At 40.1% G+C, this 18,518-nt stretch carries 24 protein-coding genes; 10 read left to right on the top strand and 14 right to left on the bottom strand.

The genetic code is table 11. The features are described from left to right. Positions 1-5 precede the first annotated feature (5 nt). Positions 6-890 (top strand): Mph(E)/Mph(G) family macrolide 2'-phosphotransferase, encoded by an 885-nt coding sequence (mph, locus tag G5B00_RS17375; RefSeq protein WP_163878596.1) that lies wholly within the window; start codon positions 6-8, stop codon positions 888-890. A 148-nt stretch (positions 891-1,038) separates the two neighbouring features. Here mph and G5B00_RS17370 read toward each other — a convergent pair whose 3' ends face one another. The 14 genes from G5B00_RS17370 to G5B00_RS17305 form a co-directional block, all read right to left on the bottom strand. Beyond that, positions 1,039-1,452 carry a nuclear transport factor 2 family protein gene (locus tag G5B00_RS17370; RefSeq protein ID WP_163878593.1) on the bottom strand — a complete coding sequence of 138 codons (414 nt, stop codon included), beginning with the start codon at positions 1,450-1,452 and terminating at the stop codon, positions 1,039-1,041. A gap of 209 nt (positions 1,453-1,661) precedes the next feature. Further along, complete coding sequence (locus G5B00_RS17365; RefSeq protein WP_163878590.1) at positions 1,662-2,201, bottom strand: DinB family protein; 540 nt, start codon at positions 2,199-2,201, stop codon at positions 1,662-1,664. A gap of 18 nt (positions 2,202-2,219) precedes the next feature. Beyond that, positions 2,220-4,079, bottom strand: a complete 1,860-nt coding sequence (locus G5B00_RS17360; protein ID WP_163878587.1) for a hypothetical protein — start codon at positions 4,077-4,079, stop codon at positions 2,220-2,222. A 127-nt stretch (positions 4,080-4,206) separates the two neighbouring features. Next, complete coding sequence (locus G5B00_RS17355) at positions 4,207-4,800, bottom strand: GrpB family protein (RefSeq protein WP_163878584.1); 594 nt, start codon at positions 4,798-4,800, stop codon at positions 4,207-4,209. A 107-nt stretch (positions 4,801-4,907) separates the two neighbouring features. Then, positions 4,908-5,387 carry an OsmC family protein gene (locus tag G5B00_RS17350; RefSeq protein WP_163878581.1) on the bottom strand — a complete coding sequence of 160 codons (480 nt, stop codon included), beginning with the start codon at positions 5,385-5,387 and terminating at the stop codon, positions 4,908-4,910. Positions 5,388-5,473: 86 nt separating this feature from the next. Further along, a complete protein-coding gene (locus G5B00_RS17345; protein WP_163878578.1) occupies positions 5,474-5,872 on the bottom strand; it encodes a GNAT family N-acetyltransferase in 399 nt (132 codons plus the stop codon). Positions 5,873-6,008: 136 nt separating this feature from the next. Further along, complete coding sequence (locus G5B00_RS17340; RefSeq protein WP_163878575.1) at positions 6,009-6,764, bottom strand: MBL fold metallo-hydrolase; 756 nt, start codon at positions 6,762-6,764, stop codon at positions 6,009-6,011. A gap of 75 nt (positions 6,765-6,839) precedes the next feature. After that, positions 6,840-7,676, bottom strand: coding sequence for a helix-turn-helix domain-containing protein (locus G5B00_RS17335; protein ID WP_163878571.1), 837 nt, complete (start codon positions 7,674-7,676; stop codon positions 6,840-6,842). A 77-nt stretch (positions 7,677-7,753) separates the two neighbouring features. After that, positions 7,754-8,305, bottom strand: a complete 552-nt coding sequence (locus G5B00_RS17330) for a hypothetical protein (protein ID WP_163878568.1) — start codon at positions 8,303-8,305, stop codon at positions 7,754-7,756. A gap of 113 nt (positions 8,306-8,418) precedes the next feature. Then, positions 8,419-8,730 (bottom strand): dihydrofolate reductase family protein, encoded by a 312-nt coding sequence (locus tag G5B00_RS18230; RefSeq protein WP_240894568.1) that lies wholly within the window; start codon positions 8,728-8,730, stop codon positions 8,419-8,421. 208 nt (positions 8,731-8,938) lie between these two features. Further along, positions 8,939-9,406: a hypothetical protein gene (locus G5B00_RS17320; RefSeq protein WP_163878566.1), complete on the bottom strand. Its 468-nt coding sequence runs from the start codon at positions 9,404-9,406 to the stop codon at positions 8,939-8,941. Positions 9,407-9,676: 270 nt separating this feature from the next. After that, on the bottom strand, positions 9,677-10,183 hold the full coding sequence (locus G5B00_RS17315) for a hypothetical protein (protein ID WP_163878563.1): 507 nt from the start codon (positions 10,181-10,183) through the stop codon (positions 9,677-9,679). A 92-nt stretch (positions 10,184-10,275) separates the two neighbouring features. Then, a complete protein-coding gene (locus G5B00_RS17310) occupies positions 10,276-11,463 on the bottom strand; it encodes a hypothetical protein (protein ID WP_163878560.1) in 1,188 nt (395 codons plus the stop codon). Positions 11,464-11,465: 2 nt separating this feature from the next. Beyond that, on the bottom strand, positions 11,466-12,026 hold the full coding sequence (locus G5B00_RS17305; RefSeq protein WP_205966465.1) for an RNA polymerase sigma factor: 561 nt from the start codon (positions 12,024-12,026) through the stop codon (positions 11,466-11,468). Between the two features lie 203 nt (positions 12,027-12,229). On the opposite strand from G5B00_RS17305, the gene G5B00_RS17300 reads away from it, so the two are divergent. From G5B00_RS17300 to G5B00_RS17260, 9 genes are all read left to right on the top strand, one after another. Then, positions 12,230-12,940, top strand: coding sequence for a DUF4397 domain-containing protein (locus tag G5B00_RS17300; protein ID WP_163878555.1), 711 nt, complete (start codon positions 12,230-12,232; stop codon positions 12,938-12,940). 79 nt (positions 12,941-13,019) lie between these two features. Beyond that, positions 13,020-13,397: a hypothetical protein gene (locus G5B00_RS17295; protein WP_163878553.1), complete on the top strand. Its 378-nt coding sequence runs from the start codon at positions 13,020-13,022 to the stop codon at positions 13,395-13,397. After that, on the top strand, positions 13,394-14,329 hold the full coding sequence (locus G5B00_RS17290; RefSeq protein WP_317168865.1) for an alpha/beta hydrolase family esterase: 936 nt from the start codon (positions 13,394-13,396) through the stop codon (positions 14,327-14,329). The genes G5B00_RS17295 and G5B00_RS17290 overlap by 4 nt, the downstream gene beginning before the upstream one ends. Before the next feature lie 116 nt (positions 14,330-14,445). Continuing rightward, positions 14,446-15,087 carry a type B chloramphenicol O-acetyltransferase gene (gene catB / locus G5B00_RS17285; RefSeq protein WP_163878547.1) on the top strand — a complete coding sequence of 214 codons (642 nt, stop codon included), beginning with the start codon at positions 14,446-14,448 and terminating at the stop codon, positions 15,085-15,087. 81 nt (positions 15,088-15,168) lie between these two features. After that, on the top strand, positions 15,169-16,350 hold the full coding sequence (locus tag G5B00_RS17280) for a hypothetical protein (RefSeq protein ID WP_163878542.1): 1,182 nt from the start codon (positions 15,169-15,171) through the stop codon (positions 16,348-16,350). 321 nt (positions 16,351-16,671) lie between these two features. Further along, positions 16,672-16,926: a helix-turn-helix domain-containing protein gene (locus tag G5B00_RS18300; RefSeq protein WP_163878540.1), complete on the top strand. Its 255-nt coding sequence runs from the start codon at positions 16,672-16,674 to the stop codon at positions 16,924-16,926. A 160-nt stretch (positions 16,927-17,086) separates the two neighbouring features. Further along, a complete protein-coding gene (locus G5B00_RS17270; protein WP_163878537.1) occupies positions 17,087-17,362 on the top strand; it encodes a hypothetical protein in 276 nt (91 codons plus the stop codon). 268 nt (positions 17,363-17,630) lie between these two features. Then, the gene (locus G5B00_RS17265; RefSeq protein WP_240894566.1) at positions 17,631-17,930 is read left to right on the top strand and encodes a hypothetical protein; all 300 of its coding nucleotides are present in this window, start codon (positions 17,631-17,633) and stop codon (positions 17,928-17,930) included. A 32-nt stretch (positions 17,931-17,962) separates the two neighbouring features. Further along, entirely contained in the window at positions 17,963-18,349 is a 387-nt protein-coding gene (locus G5B00_RS17260; RefSeq protein WP_163878531.1) for a hypothetical protein, read from the top strand. The last annotated feature ends 169 nt before the right edge of the window (positions 18,350-18,518 follow it).

The following is an 18,518-nucleotide window of genomic DNA, read 5'->3' as shown; positions in this document are numbered from 1 at the left end:
TAAAAATGACAATTAAAGATATTCAAACACTTGCCGAAGCACACGGATTGTTGCTAACGGAAAAAATGAATTTTAACGAGATGGGCATCGACTTTAAGGTTGGATTTGCTACTGATCACAAGGGGCAACAATGGTTGTTGCGTATCCCTCGTCGTGGAGACATGGGTGAACAAATCGAGAAAGAGAAACGCATATTAGAACTGGCTAAAAAAAATCTTTCTGTTGAAGTTCCTGATTGGAGAATCTGTTCTCCCGAGCTAGTAGCTTATCCGTTGCTCAAAAACAAACCTGTCTTGACTTTTGATGCCCAAACCTATGAAGTAAGTTGGAATATGGATAAGGATAATCCACGGTACATCAAATCGTTGGCGAAAGCCTTGGTTGAAATACACGGTATATGTAAAACAAAGGCTGAAAAGAATAAACTGAAAATAATGCAGCCTGAAAGTTTAAGACCGGAGCTAGCTGGCCGTTTGCGGTTGGTTAAATCAGAAATCGGCATAAGCGATAAACTTGAGACCCGCTACAGAAAATGGCTGGACAATGATACATTATGGCCGGACTTTACCCAGTTTATACATGGTGATTTGTATGCCGGACATGTGCTTACTTCTGAAGACGGTATTGTTTCAGGAATTATTGATTGGTCAACCGCCCATGTCGGTGACCCGGCGATTGATTTTTCCGGACATGCAACTGTTTTTGGCGAAGAAAGCCTCCAGATTCTGATCATGGAGTATGAAAAATATGGAGGGAAAGTCTGGGATAAACTATATGACCAGTCTTTAGAAAGAGCTGCCGCAGCACCTTTGGCGTATGGTTTCTTTGCGTTAGAGACTCAAGACGAGGGTCATATAGCCGGAGCAAAAGCACAATTGGGTGTAAGATAATTCCAAAAACTGACTATCGCTTCCGCTTTTGATGGTTGGTACACCAACTACAGCGGAAGTACTCTTAAGTCACCTTTTAATAATTTTCAGTTATTAAAAGGTGACTTGGCTTCAATGTGTGAATCCTCTCGCCGTATTAAGCGAACGATTAATTACTTAAAGCTCTTACTAAACCGAAAGTGTCTTCCAGTAAGGTGTATTTCACGATTAGTCCATCAACCACCGTTATTTTGGTAAAGAACAAAGACTTGAAAGTCTTGCCCGTCTTCAGCATCAAGCTTTCAAACTCTCCCGAACAAATGACCACATTTTCATCGGCTGCAATATGGGCAATAGTCCCTGATATCGGATCGGTATTAAGCCAGAGTAATTCCAATGCATCCTTAATCTGGTTCTTGTTCGTTCTAACACCCACCCAAGGCGCAATTGCTTCGTTACCGGGTATACACCAATTTATGTTCTTTGCGAGAAGCAACATAATAGCATTTATATCACGTTCCTTTAACGCCTCGAAATATCTCAGTACTAGTTCAATATTAGCGTTGAGTTCATCTGTTCTCATCTGTTTCATTTTTAAAACATTCAGACCAAATAGCCCTGGGGATCGAACCTTTGGGTTGAAGTCGGTTAACTGATATAGAAACCGTCTTCTTTCATTTGGTCAGTAGAAAAAACTTCGATTTTTGATATCCAAATCCGGAGACAATTCGATTAAAAGTAGCCGATCAATTTCCCTGATCAAGTTTAGTATTTTTAGAAGCCATAAAAACGTCATCGCATGTCACGAGTGCAGTACAAAAATCGTATATAGCCTATTTCGGCTGCATTTTTCATTAGCTCAAGATTTAACCACGCCACCACGCCACTGAATGGACAATCGGTAATAGGCCATTTTGAATATTTTGAAGAATTTAGGTCGTCCGTTGAGAGCCCTGAGATCAATTTTAACCATTTCTGTGCAAGAGTTTCAAATTGGTTAGTGATTTTTTCAATGGATGGTTGCCAAACGATATCGTCCATACCAAGTGTCCCTTCTTCGAAAGAATGGTTGATAACCATAGACCACCAAAAATCGATATGCCAAGTCAGCCAAGCGATGTTTGGAGGACCAACTTTGTAATCTTCACTTTCGGGAAAAGTACCTTTCCATTTGTCGGCACCAATACGTTTGAGATATATACCTTTTTTTGACGGTTGCCAAAGGCATTCTTCTATGGTCAAAGTGTTCAGGTGATAAGTTAATAATTGATTGGAAATTTTAAACTGTTCGATCAGACATTTCATTAAATTGTTTTCTATCGGTGTCGGCATTACTTAAACGTATTTATATCAAAAATTATTTAAAGATATCCATCTCTGGTGGAGATCTTTTTGTGTGGTGGTTACCTCTTCTCTTTTCATAAAGACATCATATTTCGCGTTTTGCAAGACAGTTCCCTGCAAATTAACCTTTTTATCCCCTCTAATAACCCAAAGTTGGTAAGTGTCGTTGACATCTGCCTGATGAATTTGCTTTAAAAATCCTTCGGTGTCAAGAATGTCTTTTCCGCTCAACCGCCCCGACAATACTTTATCTCTGACTTTAACCTTCACTTTTAGCGTGTCAGGTGAAAGCACCTTTTCAACTATATATTCATTATTTCTCACACCGAGCGTAAAACCTAGGGATACCTCACCAGCACCTTCCGGCACCATAGGCAAATAAGCGATTCCAATCGGAGAAAATTCCTCATCAAAATTAAACGGAGTATAAGACAAAATATGACTTTTGATAAATGTTTCGATTTCTGGATGAGTATTCTTGATAAACTCGTCGAAAAAGGTAGCGTTATCAAAAGGTTTATCTTTTCCATACTTTTTGATGAATTCTAAATAAACTTCTCGAAGGCCACGACGGCCGTTTGACAACCGGAGCAATCGGATGTCAAGGATCGTCGCCGTTAGCGCCCCTAATTGATAAATATTACCATATTGACGGCCAACATCTTCTCTGTGCCATTCATTGCTTAACTTAAGTAGACTGTAAGGGTTTTCAAACGTTCTACTGCGCCTAATCATCCCAGAAAGTACGTTCAAATACTCGTCTAATGAAATGTTCTCACTGCGGAGCTGCATAATATGCGTTGCCCACTCCGTTACTCCTTCGTATAACCACAGATGATCGTCTTGATTCACAGGATTCGAATAATCGGACGCGATCAAACTTTGGCTATGTAAATTAAGCGGAGATAAAATATGTAAAAACTCATGGGCGATCATATTTTTGAGATATGGTAACATTTCAGTTTTCGCCGGCAGCGCGTAGGTAGAACTATTACCATGTTCGAGAGCTCCCCAATAATTGAGGCTTGGCATCTCATCCGCCGCTTCATCTGAGTGTAAATAGACCAGTAGTACATACCGTGAAACGGGTGCAAAACCGATAAATCGAGTGGCAGACTCAAGTACCGGTGTACTAACTTCCAACACTCTGCTGGCGTCAATGGAGTCGTTTGGCGAATAAACAAATACTTCTACATCAATTCCGCCAACTTCCATTTTTGCTGAAGACAAGTTTCCAATCATTATTGGCGCATCCAGCAAATCCTTGTAAGAATTTGCAAAGAGGCTACCGTCAGCATCCGGTATCAAAGAGCTGCCCATTTTCCAGTTTGCCGGATAGACAATATCCAATCGTATCGGCATCGTTAAAAGACTTTGGAAGTATCCAAAAACTGCATGGGGATTAATTACCGCATAATCAGTGCTAATTCCCGTTCCGGCTTGTGGATGAACAAGAGTTTCGGTAGCTGGCAAATCAAACGTATCACCGATCTCATATTCGATTTTTTTTAATTGATTACTCGATTTGATATGCCAGTCATTAGTTCCAATCCGTTTTACAACTAAGCTATTTCCGCGATCATCATAAGCGTTAAAGGACGTTACTAATCTGCCAAAGTCTAGTTTTTGGTGTACTCCCGGTGCATAGGCTACAAAATGATAAACGCTGTCGGCCAGTGCTCCTGTAGGAACAGTTAATACCACCTTGAAATTTTCTTTGTTATCCACAGGAACTTGTAACTCATAATGAATTTCCTGGCCCGCCATTGCAAATGAGATACCTATGGTGCCGTAAAGCATTAATAAGAAGAAACGCATTATGGATGTTTGCCCATAAATGCTTTCGGTTCCTTGGCTGTCTTTCATATTCGTTTTTTCATTTTTGTTCCATCCTTCCTTCAAGTTAAAATATACTTTGACATAGTGACGAAATAATTATGTGCTATAACTGCCCCCAACAATTCATACACGAATTTAGCTTGTATGATTCACTTTAGTTGCGTTGATGCCATTTTAAAGCTCGTTCTTCCACGACTTTGATGAACGCATTTTTCGCTTCATTATATTCATTTCCGTCTCGCCATACCTGTTTCGTCAGTTTTTCTTTGAGGGCTTGGTATTCTTCTTTTACTGTAGGATGGGTCTGAAGATAGTCCCGAAATGCAATGTGCCTCTGCCAATGTGATGAATTTTTGGGTAATACGTGGATATGAGCCTTACGCAAGGTGTGGTCTTGCAACAGTTCGGAAATTTCATTGCCTTGCCGTATTTGAGACGGCAATCTCGAATTGAGAAGCCTGTTCGTAAGCAGCACGAAGAAACGCCGGTATGGCATAGTGATATTATAAATTTCATAATAGATATATCCCTTATCCATCAACAACGGGGGAACCTCATCAAGATCTGATTCACGATTCATGCCTACCATAATATCGATAATAGGTTTTGCTGATAGGCCTTCCACAGATGTGCTCCCTATGTGCTCAATCGATACCCGTAAGTCAGAAAGTATCTCATTCAATCCCTGTTTGATTATTTCAAACTGATCCTTCCAAATAGGGTTATATACTTCAAAAGGTAATAACATTCTTTATTTATGGATAATGAATTTCGTATGTCATGATTTGCATGCCATTAGCAAAAGGTTCATATAATTTTTAATTATCTGTAAATAGCTCACCAATCATTATATCCCTAAGTGTAGTTCGTTGCGACCGTATTGGGATTATGTCCAACCGGGAAATTTACCGAGTTAGCAATGAAGCAAAGCTCGTTTGCCCGCTTATGCAATTTGTTGGCTTCAGAAATCATAGAAGCTTCAGTGACCGTTACCATTGGGTTAAGCGTTACTTTTACGAATCGGCCGCTTCCCGTCGAATCTTCTTCCATTACACCAATCGCATTATCTACATATTCCGTGACTACCACACCCGCTTGTGCGCATAAATGCAAATACCAAAGCATGTGGCAAGTTGATAATGAAGAAACGAACAGTTCTTCAGGATTGTGCTTGGTTTTATCGCCACGAAATGCGGGATCAGAGGAACCCAAAATATCGGACTTACTTTCTATCGAAACCACGTGATCTCTATTATATGATTTATAATCGCTTGTTCCCTGACCGCAGTTTCCGGTCCATGTTACTTTAACGCTATATTCGTGTTTTCCTTCCATAAATTTTTACTTTATTTGTTTCACCTATGGACATTTTTCTGTTTTATAATCATTCTTAAAGAATGACTTTTTCTATGTCGATTAGGTTATTTGCTTCTTTTAATCATATAACCGTTGTTTATTTTATCGAATCCAACTTTGGGATAATAGTCGATTGCCTCTGGAGCCGATACCAATATAAGTGCCACTTGGTCACCGATTCGTTCTCTGGTTAACGCAATAAGTTCACTGCCAATTCCGGTTTTTTGATATTCCTTTCTGACGGCAAGATCTGATAGATAACAACAGTAATAAAAATCGGTGATAGAGCGTGAAATTCCGACCAATTTATTTCCAGCCCATGCTGTGACGATTAGGTTTGAGTTTGTATACATATTTGCAATACGTGCCAAATCTTCCACCGGCCTTTTTATGCCGGAACTGCGATATACTTCGACAATGTCCTTTGTGTCTGGTATCAAGCCTGTTTGATAGGTTATTTTCATATAATAATGCTTAATAATAAAACGTTTAACGATGATAATCAGCTACAGTTGTACAGACTTCTTAAGATTTGGCTTAGGAGGAATCAACTATATTTTGTTTTCAGTGGTTCATCAAATAATTCACGAGATTCCACTGCTAAAGGAATGTCACATACTCACTAGCATCATGGTACGCAAATACATTAATATGTGGATTTTCTATCCTAAATCGGCGCACTTTATTGAGCGAGTCGATCCGTAGCCGGTTATCATCAGCTCTAATTTCAGCCAACGTATGGACGGGATGGTCAGGGTCTGTCAACTCTTCCTTTAGATAATAGGCATCACCTACATAAAACAACCAATCTGTCTCAGACTTTAAAGCCACCCCGCAATGTCCTAGCGTATGTCCAAAAAGCGGAATAAGATATATTTCCGTTTCGGAGACGGCAATCTTTCTAGCCTCAAGGCCGCACCAGGTCTCCGAAGTATTTGCATAAGTTTTGATGGGCGGCAGATGGCCGAGTTGATGTTGCAGATAACGGGGATTATCGTTTTGAAAATGCTCATATTCTTCCAGCCCAACATGTACAATTGCATTTGGAAAGTCAACTAATCCGCCGATATGGTCGGGATCTAAATGGCTGACGACGCAGTCTGTCACATTTCCTGGATCCAATCCAAGACGTTGAATTTGTCTCACGGCTGTCCAGTCCTCGTTAAATTTAAACCCGACAATATTTATTAAATGCTGGCCAATTCGACTATCAGGGTTTTTCGTGTCTTTAAGTCCAATTCCGGCATCTACGAGAATAAGGCGGCTTCCAGCTTCTAATAGCAAACAATGCCCAATAGCTCTCCCATTCCCTGGAGATCGGATTTCCACGCAGTTAAGATGATGTACTTTTATCATAGCAATTTACTCGTTAATAACTACAAAAATACCTGTCAGGTGATTTAGAAAATTGGACTTTAGCGACGTTTTGAATTAATAACTCAGAATTCGAAGGGGAACCATAGATTGTTCAGACCTTTGATAAAAAGGCTGTTGAGTCGTCATTGTTTTTAAAAATTCCGTCGGCGTATAGCCGGAAAAGAATTTAAACTCTCTATTGAAATAAGATTGGTCAGCATAACCGAGCGCGTAACTTATATCGTTTATCTTACGATAATGCTGATTTTGAAGCCAATGAATGGATTTTTGAAATCTAATAATCCGAATATAAGTCTCCGGACAAACACCTATATGCTCCTTAAATCTTCTTTGAAATTGCCTTTTTGAAATATTGAAATGAGACGGAAGTGTAGCTGATGTGATTGCAGCGGTTTCTTTCATGATCAGGCGGACACTCTCTTCTACGAAACCATTAGATTTCCGTCCGGCCAGATTCTGAGCGAGTAATGTACAAAGCAAATTGACAACACTCTTTGTATCACAAGCATTTAGTAATTGATCGTTAATCCGTCTGCCAATGAGATATTCAAGCTCGACTAGCGAATTTGTAAGCAAAGATGCGTCTATGCCAAAAAGATACTTTAACGCAGCAGGATAAAATTCAAATCCACAAACAAAAGCGCTATCTCTTATACTGTTTACACAAGGGGCAATGCCTTGTCCATAGATATATGATATAGGCAAAAGCGAGTCTCCCGCACCCTGCACGGCCGAATGTCCGTCGGAATGTTGAAATATTAATCCGGGCGCACCATTTGCCAAAATCCGGATCGATTGACAATAGTCATCCGGCAATTGGAAATCGGTATGCCAAATTCTCCTAACTATACTGTTAAGGTAAATTGGGGGCGTAAATGTACGAATAGCCATCAGCAGTCCATTAAAAGTTTTTTGTGAAACAAAGTATCCTCAGTCAGGTTTTACAAAAGCAAAAAATGTGCTAAACCCTATTTTTCTTCGCGCTCCAGCATCGCTTCGATCCGCAATCTGTTATATTGCTGTAAGAGAATAGTTGGTATATTATAAACGGCATTTGCGGCGGTGATTAAAATACCATATATCAGCTTTCCATGGACAAAACAATGTAGGCTTGAGAACAAAAAGAAAATTAAACAGCCCCAATGAAACCGTTCGTACATATCAGTTTTACCTAGAAATCTTATAGCCTCCATCTTGTTGGTGACATTCTTAATTTTTGTTTTAGTCGCCCACCTATGATTGCCCTCCTGCACAAGTTTTCTAAACGTTTTCACCCCACTGTTCTCGTAAAAATTTCTCCTGCCACTGAACCTTAGCTTGTACAAAACCCCTTTCGGCATAAATATTGTGACGATACCTGAAAAAACAAAAACATATAGCCATTTTTGAGCAACTAAGTCCGTCCAATACATCACAATAGGGGCAAAACAGATGGTGGACCACATGATATTCAATAACTGGTCTGCAATATTTATTTGTTTTTTTTTGACATTAAATGTTTTCCCCTGTTGGTTGTTCATTTCTTCGGTTCATAAACTAGTTGAACTACTCCTGATTTAATAATGTTTGTTTATCAGCGTTAGGTCTATCCGTTCTTTCAAGTTTTCAAATAATGGTTTTCCACTTCCTAAAACTATCGGGTGAACAGAAATACGATAAATGTCAATAAGCCCCAATTGTAAGTCTTAATAAGACCTGCGCCACCGTAGAGCCAAATGTCTTTTCCACTTTGTTTCTTAATTTCTGCAACCTTATCTGAAATATTGAAATTGATAAATGTGGCATTATTGTCTATTCTGCACTGATTCGAAAAAACATATTTTTTTTTCGAATGAACTCCCGCCCAAAGTTTTAATTCAGCCGTCGGTGCATTTATCTCAGGTTTGAAGTTTTCCCAAATATCGTAGCTAGCTCTACCATAAAATATAGCGTCAATGGTTGACAAAAAAACTGTCAAAATTCATATCCTCGTCTATAATGCACCAATCTATTTCGCCATTTAAACTTTCAATAAATCCATCAAGAGTTACTGCTAAGTCTAATATTACATTTCTCATAGTATTTTAACCACCCAACAATTTGTTTTAGCTAACACTCTTCATTTCTACTCGTTTCTTATAATGATAATACCAACGCTGCAATAACGGGAAATATCAACTTGTATCCGATAATCTAAAAGGCGTTCCAAGCCCGGTAGTCACAAATTTTTCAAAACTGTAGAGGAAGCTTTGCCAACCGGCTACGCAAACATGGTAACATTCCATATCTAAATTTAATCCGACATGTGTCAGTTGTAAAACCGTACTATTGGCGGTACCGGATATATCCCAAATCATATGTGTATTGATCCACTCTGTTTTATTGGCCAGATCAGGAAGGTCGATAAGCGCATCAATAACGCGCCAAACTACCTTTTTGCCACTCAGTAGTTCTTCCACCAACATGGTTTTAAAAACTTGCGAACCAAAGCGAATGGTAAAGGTTTGGCCCGGCTGTTCTGCAGTCCCTTCAAACATCTCGCTCCACCATTCGCTGATTGATTTGGTTAGACCGTCATAAACTTTTTTTTCTTCTGCCTGTAAAGTCAGAGTTGTTTTGAAGTTTTCTTTTTTCCTATTCATTTTTTATTTCTTGGTTGATTTATAGTCTTACTCAAAAATACCTGAAACAAATTGCGAATAGCTTATCTTACGACAAGTTTAAGCTAAAACACAAAGGTAAAGGTGGTTTTGTGTACAAGATAGTACTGTAGCGACATTTGAAACACCCTTTATTCTACGCCTTGGCGTTATATCATGGTTCAATGTTTTTATAGTATGGATGTGTTGGGATTACCTATAAATAAAAAGGCCTCCATTCAGGAAGCCCTTTATATCGGTACGCTTACCTTGTTATTTTTTCTCAGTTGTAGTTGTACCGTCAGGATTCAACGTTACGGTCTGTATCTTTGACCCGTTGATCACATTAAAATGATAATCGTTGACATTGTTTCGTTCGCCGATTATTTTTTGAAGGTTCACGGACACAGTCCTTTCCTCGTTGATGTCAAAATCTTCGTTTGCACCGTTGTACAACATAATCAATTGGATTCCCATGGGAAAAGATTCTTGTACGCGGCCATCCCAGATGAACTGGAACGATCCTGCGTTATCGCCTCCTTTTACCGTAACTTCCAACACTTCATTTTTCCTCACGACTTCCAGTACTTCAAAGGCATTGTCGGAATTACGGCCTTCTAAGGTATTTAGGAATAGTTTGTTACCCATTAAGAGATTTGTTTCCAGTCGAAATGGATCTTCATTTTCAGGTCCATTACTTTCTTTGCTGCAACCCAATAGGAAAAGCATACTCAATGCAATCATTAATCCGGAGAATGTAAATACAAGTTGATTTTTCATTTTTTTGTTTTTTATTTTGTTAGTATTCAGTTCTGTATTGTCAAAAACACTTCTTAGTCCGTATTCGCTACATAAAAAGTGAAAATATATATTTAGAATAGGACTTTAATCTTGATGCCCGAATTCAGGAGATTTACGTCACCGCGTTGCAATCCTCCCATCGGGATTTTGATAAACGGTTCAAAGAGCAGGTCCGTGCGCTTGTTGAAGCGTTGCTTTCTACCAATGGAAAGGTTCAGGTAACTTAAATTGCTTCGACCCTCGAAATCAGTGTCCATACTTTTCTCACTATACTCACTCTTGATAACTTCAAAAACAGATACCGACGCTCCGCTTGTTGGGTCCGTCACCACGTTCTCCCGGAGTACTTCCGACTCCATGCGATAGATTTTATCTTCGTCCAAAACGGCTAGAGCCGAGACTCCTACCGAAGCATACCAGCCGTCCGTCGGTTCGTAAACAACCGTGAGCGGTATATCGATTGCCTTGATCGTAGATTCACCACCGATCATTTTTGTGTCGTATGACAGCTGCACCGGATCGGTATCGTGTATCGCCGATATACGCGAGTACGTGAGGCCGGTAGATAGTTTGAGTTTTTCCGAAACCTCGAACTGTGTCAATATACCGGCAGCAACGTTAGGTTTATCTGTCGTGAACGATGAATTGACCTCGACGCCAAATTTCCATCTGCCGGACGTAGTCCCATGTTGTTCCTGCCGATCTATGGATGCGATCGTTGATTCCTTCCAACCGGATGAAGCTGTTTCTTCTTCAGTTATTGCCGGCGAAACAAGAGAAGGCAGAGTTGGAACTTTTTCGTGCGTTCCAATAACGGGTTGCGTGTCATCTGCGTTTAATCTCATAATCGCATTGTCAACTAATTCATCATTCGTTATAAACGTTCTATTTATAGCCTGTGCAATTGGTCGGTCGTCACGGGAAGACATGACTTTAATGTCGCGTTGATCTTGCATGGGTAAACTTGGTCCCTTATCCTTTGTCGAAGTTTTTCGATGTTCTGCAACTCGGTCATGCCTAACATCTTCTTTCCCATTCCACTGCCATGGGATGTATATCAGGATACCAATTAATACCGCTGCAGCTGAAATATACTTCCAAAGGATTAAGGGTGCTTTTCGCCGCTTTTTCTCTTCTCCGTTCAATTTTTCTCCATACGACTTCTGGAAATTTTCCCAATTGCCTTCTTCGTACGGTATCTCGAAATTATTAAGTCCATCTCTGATTTCATCTATCAGTTTTTTTTCTTCGCTATCCATATCTATACCATTAAAGTCCGGTACAACATCTTAAGTTTCTCTTTTGCTCGAACCAGATATACCCGGCTTGAACTTGCTGTTATCCCCATTAATTCTGCGATTTCATCGTGATTAAAGCCTTCGATCTCATACAACGTGAATACCTTCCTATAATTGGGATTAAGGTTGTTGATTAAATCCCATACATTTTCAACATGCAGATTATCCTGCAACATGACAGGAAAGCGCCAGTCGTGCTCATCGGTCAGTGGTTCTTGTAATGTGCTTGCTTTGTGCTTACGTATTTCATTAAGCGCCGTCCGAGCTGTTATTTTTGCCATCCATCCTTTCAATATTTTATTAAAATTCTCAAGATCGGTGCATTCAAATGTTTTAAGGTTCGAGAAGATTTTCATGAAGCTATCGTTTACGACCATGCCTGCTGTATCCCGATCAGAAACATACCTTAAAGCAACTCCCATGAGATATCCCCAATAGTGTTTGTATATGCGTTCTCTCAGTTTATCTCCGATGTTTTGCCAATCCCTCGACAGAACTTCGACCAAGTCATTATCAGTGCCCAATTTTTTCCGACGGTTTGCTTTCAATCTTACAGGATGCCAAAAGTTGTTTTTTAATGACAGAAACACACGTTTTGGAATAAACGCTACACCGGAGCTGCAGATGTTCAGATTTATTTTTTTATTGTTTTTTTCTGTAGCATAATCAATTACTTGTGTGTTTGGGTTAGGGAATTGAATTTATAAACACAAAAAATTAAATTACTATGAACATCAAATTACTGAGAACTCCAAAACTATTTATCCTTGCCTCAATGGTTTCCATAGTGGCGCTGACAGTTGGTTGCAAAAAGGATGATAAGGACACACCCAAGCCCCCAGCAGGATCCGGTAAGGTTGCTCTTTTAAATGCGGCTTTCGGAAGCGACTCGCTAAACTTTTTTATCGACACGAAGAAGGCCAACAACAAACTGCTCGGCTTTGGCGATAGCTTGAAATATGTCGACATAACCGCCGGTGAACGCGCGTTTGAAATCAAGGGGAAGGACGACAAATCGATTTTGAAGAAATCGTTCAAAACGGAAAAAGACAAAAATTACTCCTTACTTGCCAGCAATTCGAAAGATGGTAAAACGTTTGAACTGATCCAGGTCAGCGACGATCTAACGGCTCCAAAGGCCGATAAAGCAAAAGTTCGCTTCATTCACCTTTCACCAGACGCTGGTAAACTGAATATGGTAAACGGCGAGACGAAACTGGCTGAAAATATTGCCTACAAGTCCGCCAGCGCCTATAAGGAAGTCGATGCTAAGAAAACTACATTTGATATCGTGGATCCCGAGGCAAAAGAGACCTTACTAACGGTCGAAGACCTTGATCTGGCTAAAGGTAAAATATATACGATTTGGATAGCCGGGTTACAGGAAACGGACGACGCAAAGAAAAAACTGAGAGTCCATATTTTTATCAATAAATAAAAGGAGAAAATGTTAATGAATGGCGGAAACTATCCATCTAAGGGTTGTTTTCCGCCATTTTTATTTAAAGTATTTAAGTATGAAAAAAGCAAAAATATTTGGTTTGTTAGTGTTAATGTTGGCTGGAATAGGCACTACGTTTGCCCAATTAAAAACCGATGAGCGTGAACGCCCAGCGTTTCAACAAACAATTGAAATTTATAGAGAAAAACTTCAACTCAATGAGACGCAAAAAGAAAAAGTTGACTCAATCAATAATGAGTATATCTCACGATTGACCGCAATTAAAAAATCGGAAACATCTCGGTTTTCAAAAATGAAAGCGCTGTGCAGCTTGAACAAGGAAAGAGATCGAGAAATGAAGACAGTTTTGAATAGCGAACAATATAAGCAGTACAAAGCCGTGAAGAAAGAGATCAAAGCGGAAATAAAAAAAAGCAAAAGGAGGCAAGGATGATGTTTATGACCTCTAAGTGTAGTTTTATATTTTTCCTTTTTTCCGTTACACTTTTCAGCAGTGGATGTAAAGATGATAATGGTCCGATAATTAATCCTCGCAATTTCGAGGATGTTATTAAAGTGGACGGTTTGAATCGCACCTTTATTGTCAATTTACCTCCAAAATACGAGAATGATAACGGTAATTTTCCGTTAGTAATTGGGCTACACGGCACCGGTGGGAACGCGATTCAATTTGAAAAAGACTACTTTTTCTCACGCATGGCAGACAACGCTGGTTTCATTGCGGTATATCCAAATGGAGTTCAAAGCAATGGTAAGCTCGGTATCCGCACTTGGAATGCGGGCACTTGTTGCGACTACGCTATGAAGGAAAATATTGACGATGTAAAGTTTATCAGTGACCTCATTGACAAGCTGGTCACAGATTACCGTGTCGATCCCAAACGGGTATACGTAACGGGTATGTCGAACGGGGGAATGATGGCTTATCGACTTGCGTCCGAAATACCCGACCAAGTAGCCGCGATAGCGGCAGTAAGCGGCACAATGGTTTATAACGCTCCTGCGACACAAGTTCGGTCCATACCCATTTTACATCTTCATTCCTTGATAGACAAAATAGTGCCATATGACGGAGGCAGAAATGCTTTGGGGTACTATTTCCCGCCCATAGATTCTGTTTTAACTGTTTGGTCTGAGCGAAATCATTGCCAGTCAGATATCCAAATAATTGATAAGCCGGAATATAAACTGTCGATATGGAAAAATGAATTTGATGTTCCAGTCATTGTACACTATGCTACCAAAGATGGAGGACATTCATGGCCCGGTGGAAATAAAGTAAGACCGGGAGCCGACCCACCGTCGAAAGCTATCGATGCAAATACCTTGATCTGGGACTTTTTTAAAAAACATACTCTTCCATAAAAATCATTATATTTGTTAGATGAAAAAGTCAGATTAGCGTACCACAAATAAGATGTTTTCCGGGCAGTTGATGACTGCCCCGGCTTTTTATTTGTAAAATTTTAAGTATGCTAATAATGATAAATTTTTTTGAAAGTCCTTTTAAAGGCAAAATAATAAAAGACCATATTACAAACAAAAATATTGTAGCTGGGAAATTCTCCTACTATTCCGGTTACTATCATGGTCGCTCTTTTGACGAATGCGCTCGTTATTTATTCCCCGATAAAAATAATGTAGATAAATTGATTATAGGATCGTTTTGCTCTATAGGAAGTGGGGCAAGTTTTATAATGGCCGGAAATCAAGGACATCGTCATGATTGGATATCAAGCTTTCCATTTTTCTATATGAAAGAGGAAGTCGACAGCTTCAAGGAAGCTATCGACGCATTTGTCGGATCTGGAGATACGGTGATCGGTAATGACGTTTGGATCGGCAGCGAAGCGATGATTATGCCTGGAATTAAAATTGGCGATGGAGCAGTTATTGGAAGCCGTTCTTTAGTTACTAAAGACGTAGATCCATATACAATTGTCGGCGGAAATCCGGCAAAGCCGATTAAAAGACGGTTTTCCGAACGACATATCGATCTGCTCCTTGAAATAAAATGGTGGACATGGAATGACGAAACGCTATCAAACGCTATTCCCATCATATGTTCAAATAATGTCGAATTGTTGTATGACTTCTACCGTAGAAGCGTAAAACGTTTGTAGTCTGAGCCCCATTAGGGGCCAGACCAAATACAATGTCCGCTTAGGACGTTCAGACAAACTGTTCATTAAGCCTTTTACACTATGGATACAACTAAAAGTTATAATAGATGGATATACCACTTGGAAGATGAACTAAACCCAGATAGATTTCGCCAAGGTGATATACACAATCTCAATATATCAGACCATTTTATCGGTTTGAAAAAGAGATTTAAAGAGTTCAGGCTTTGCTTCATTGAAATGTTAAATCTCTCCAAAAAGCAGGCTGCGGCTGCCTTACTTCAGTTAGTGTTTCTGAGTGATATAATATACAACTATCTGATCAGCTTACAAAAAACAAGCAGCTCAATATCAACATCTCCCGAGATACGGCAACTTTATCAGACGACTCTATCACTATTAGAATCATTGATTGAGAATTGTGGCAAGTATGATGCCGAAATTATTAACAATCTTCCCCTTACTGCTTATTCTATCCAAAATGTCCGGATCGAATTGCGATACCGTCTTGAAAGATTGAAGCTATGTTTCAAAGAATCGGACATTGATCCTGAACTTCGAGAATTGGTGATTTGCGGAATCAAATTACTAATTTCGCGGAAAGTTATCAACCGAGCTGACGTCAAATATGCTACTGTCATTCTTAATAAAATAGACGAAACCCGCTTTAGTTCAAATGAGGAAATGGAGAATTTCCTGTATCGGTATGATTTTAACACACCATCTTTCTTCAATTTCATGGTCAAAAAAATTAACAGCCAACTTCTCGACACTCCGAATTTGCATACTCAATTGGAAACACTTATCGCATTTGAAGATAGAATCAACGGGCTACTACTAATACGGGAATTAAGATGGAGTGTAAAAGATGAGTCTATCCGAGAGCAATTGAGGAATTTTGCTAAAGAAAAAAAACTCTATATCCGAGAACGAATCAAATTGCGACGGGTTGCGATGCAAGACAATAAAATGTCGGAAGAATCAGATCGTATGCAGGTGAATCTTCCAGTAGCACAATTTGGACTATTTATACGTCTTTTCATTGAAAGAGGTATTCTACAGAACGAAGAAGTAGGAAAAACGTTTGCTTATTATGCCCGACATTTCCGTACGCCAAGAACACCTTTTATCTCTGCGGAGAGCTTACAAAAGAAATCTACTGATATTGATTTCTCTACGGCGAAGAAGATGAAAGGTCATTTGATCAGTATGGTAAATTGGCTAAATAAGCACCATAATACGTCGGGCATCAGGGATTCATAACTGTCTACGCTGGAACTCCTCCAAGAGTTGATGTTTTTCCAATACTTCCAAAAGAGTAGCGTACCAGATATAGCTGAAATCGCTATGTGTTCGTAGATTGGATAAACTCATCGTCATGACATCCTCAAGCGTTTCTAGTCCTAAGCGTTTCGCCCGTCGAATGAAATTTATTTCAAATTGCAACTTGGTAAGAGATATGTTTGAGGGTGTCATCTTTATTGAAATAAAGGTGCGTAAAATAAATAAAAAGTGCTTTATAAGATCAAATTTAAGAAATACACTGGATAATATGAAGTATACTTCATAACATTGCAGGTAATTATGTCGCAATTTCGTTATGTGAAGCACATACGGAATGAAGATTTGATTAAAGCTCTCGGTCAAAGGGTTAGAGACCTACGATCGGAAAGAAAGCTAACGATGGAAAAGTTAGCCGAACTTTCGGGTATCGACTACCGCCAACTTTCTTATATAGAGCTCGGTCAAACCGATGCCAGCCTAAGTACCTTATATGCCCTATCCCAAGGGCTAGATGTGACACTTTCCTTTTTGATGGATTCGGAAACTCTCCGTTAAAATCCACTCCCTTTAATTTTAATAAAACACACATTTAATTCTATTTAGACCCATATTTTGACTTGGGGGTGAAACGTTTCTTTCACCCCCTTTCACTGTTTTTGCACCATGTCATTTTCGTGCTTTGTACCCGAATGGGAGAATAAACCCATCGGGAAGTATGAGGTACGTCGAATTGGCAACGCTGCTAAAAAATGCAGCCGAACAAGGAACAGCAAATGCAATCAAACAAGAACGCCCCGTTCCAGATCAGTTGACCAAAGCCGATGCTTACCGCCTGTACGGTCGGAGCAACGTGGACAGATGGCTCCGTGAGGGGCTGATCTTGGCCCAACAACCTACCGACACTTCCCAAATCTTTCTTGACAGATCGGAACTTGAAGTCGTCGCGGCTTCGAGCAATCGGATCACTTACCTGCCCACAAGAGACAGGTAAGCGCATCCGCTGCGATAGCGGAGCATGGACGTTCTTTGACATTGAGGAGTGAAGCATTATCCTGCGAGGAGCAGGAAATTTTGCGAAAGTGAGGTAAGCCAATACATGGCAATACCAATATGCTGAAAGCGCATTGGCAGGCGATAGCCCGGTCTGTATAGACTGACGTGAGTAGCTCCGACAACTTACCATAATCGGCAAGAGCGGATCATTTCGGGTTCGCTGCCCGTTGCCGGTTCCATCATGGGAAACCCTATTCCCCTTATCAATGAACCATCAAACTCAAAAAGCAATGAACATGCTATTAACACCGCTGCAGTTGCAGACACTGCTTTCCTATTCCGCCGAAATGGGTGCAAAACTGGCCCTTTCCAAGACGGGACACATCAAGCCATACCTTAAAAAATCGGAAGCATTCCGCCGTTATGGGCGAAATAACGTTGAACAATGGATCGGTCTCGGTCTTATTACACCACGTAAGGACGGCAACCACTCCGCAGCATGGCGGCTCGACCGCATGGAGATCGAAGCCGTGAGCAAATCCCGTCAGGCCATGCGCTACCTGTAAACCTATCCCATCACATCAAAAACATTTTTCTCATGACATCCTACAAAAGCAACACATCACACGATGAGCCGTTGACCCTCGTTTCCCTACTCAAAGCATTGGGGCATGAACCTGTATCGATCAGTAGCAATGAATTTTGGTACGCCAGCGTGTTCGGAAACCGAACAAACAACAAAATAGTCCTAACGGTCAATAACCGATTAAACACTTGGTTTGACAGCTCACTTGGTCTACTTGGCAAAGGGGGCGACCTCATGGACTTTGCCCGTACCTATTGGCCGGATCTATCGACCGAACAGATCGAAGAAAAGCTTCGGAGCATACAACGCCAATCAGCTAAAAAAGATAGACCCCTGCGCAAGCGAAAAGCGACCAAAATACCGCATTACCAGATCGACCGTGTCGGCTCATTGGGGTAATAATAATGTCCTTGCGATCTTCGCAAATAGACTCGGATTTAGTTTTGAAAAGAACATAATGGTGGGCTCTATTTAAGATAGAAGATATAGCAAAGCCTCTTGATAAGTTTGCTTTGGCAGAAATCTATTGAGCGACCATGTTTGGTCCAAGAAATATTACTATAGAGTA

Origin of the sequence: Parapedobacter sp. SGR-10, from assembly GCF_011030405.1 — a bacterium.
GTDB lineage: Bacteria > Bacteroidota > Bacteroidia > Sphingobacteriales > Sphingobacteriaceae > Sphingobacterium.
This window is presented reverse-complemented; position numbering and strand designations above follow the sequence as displayed.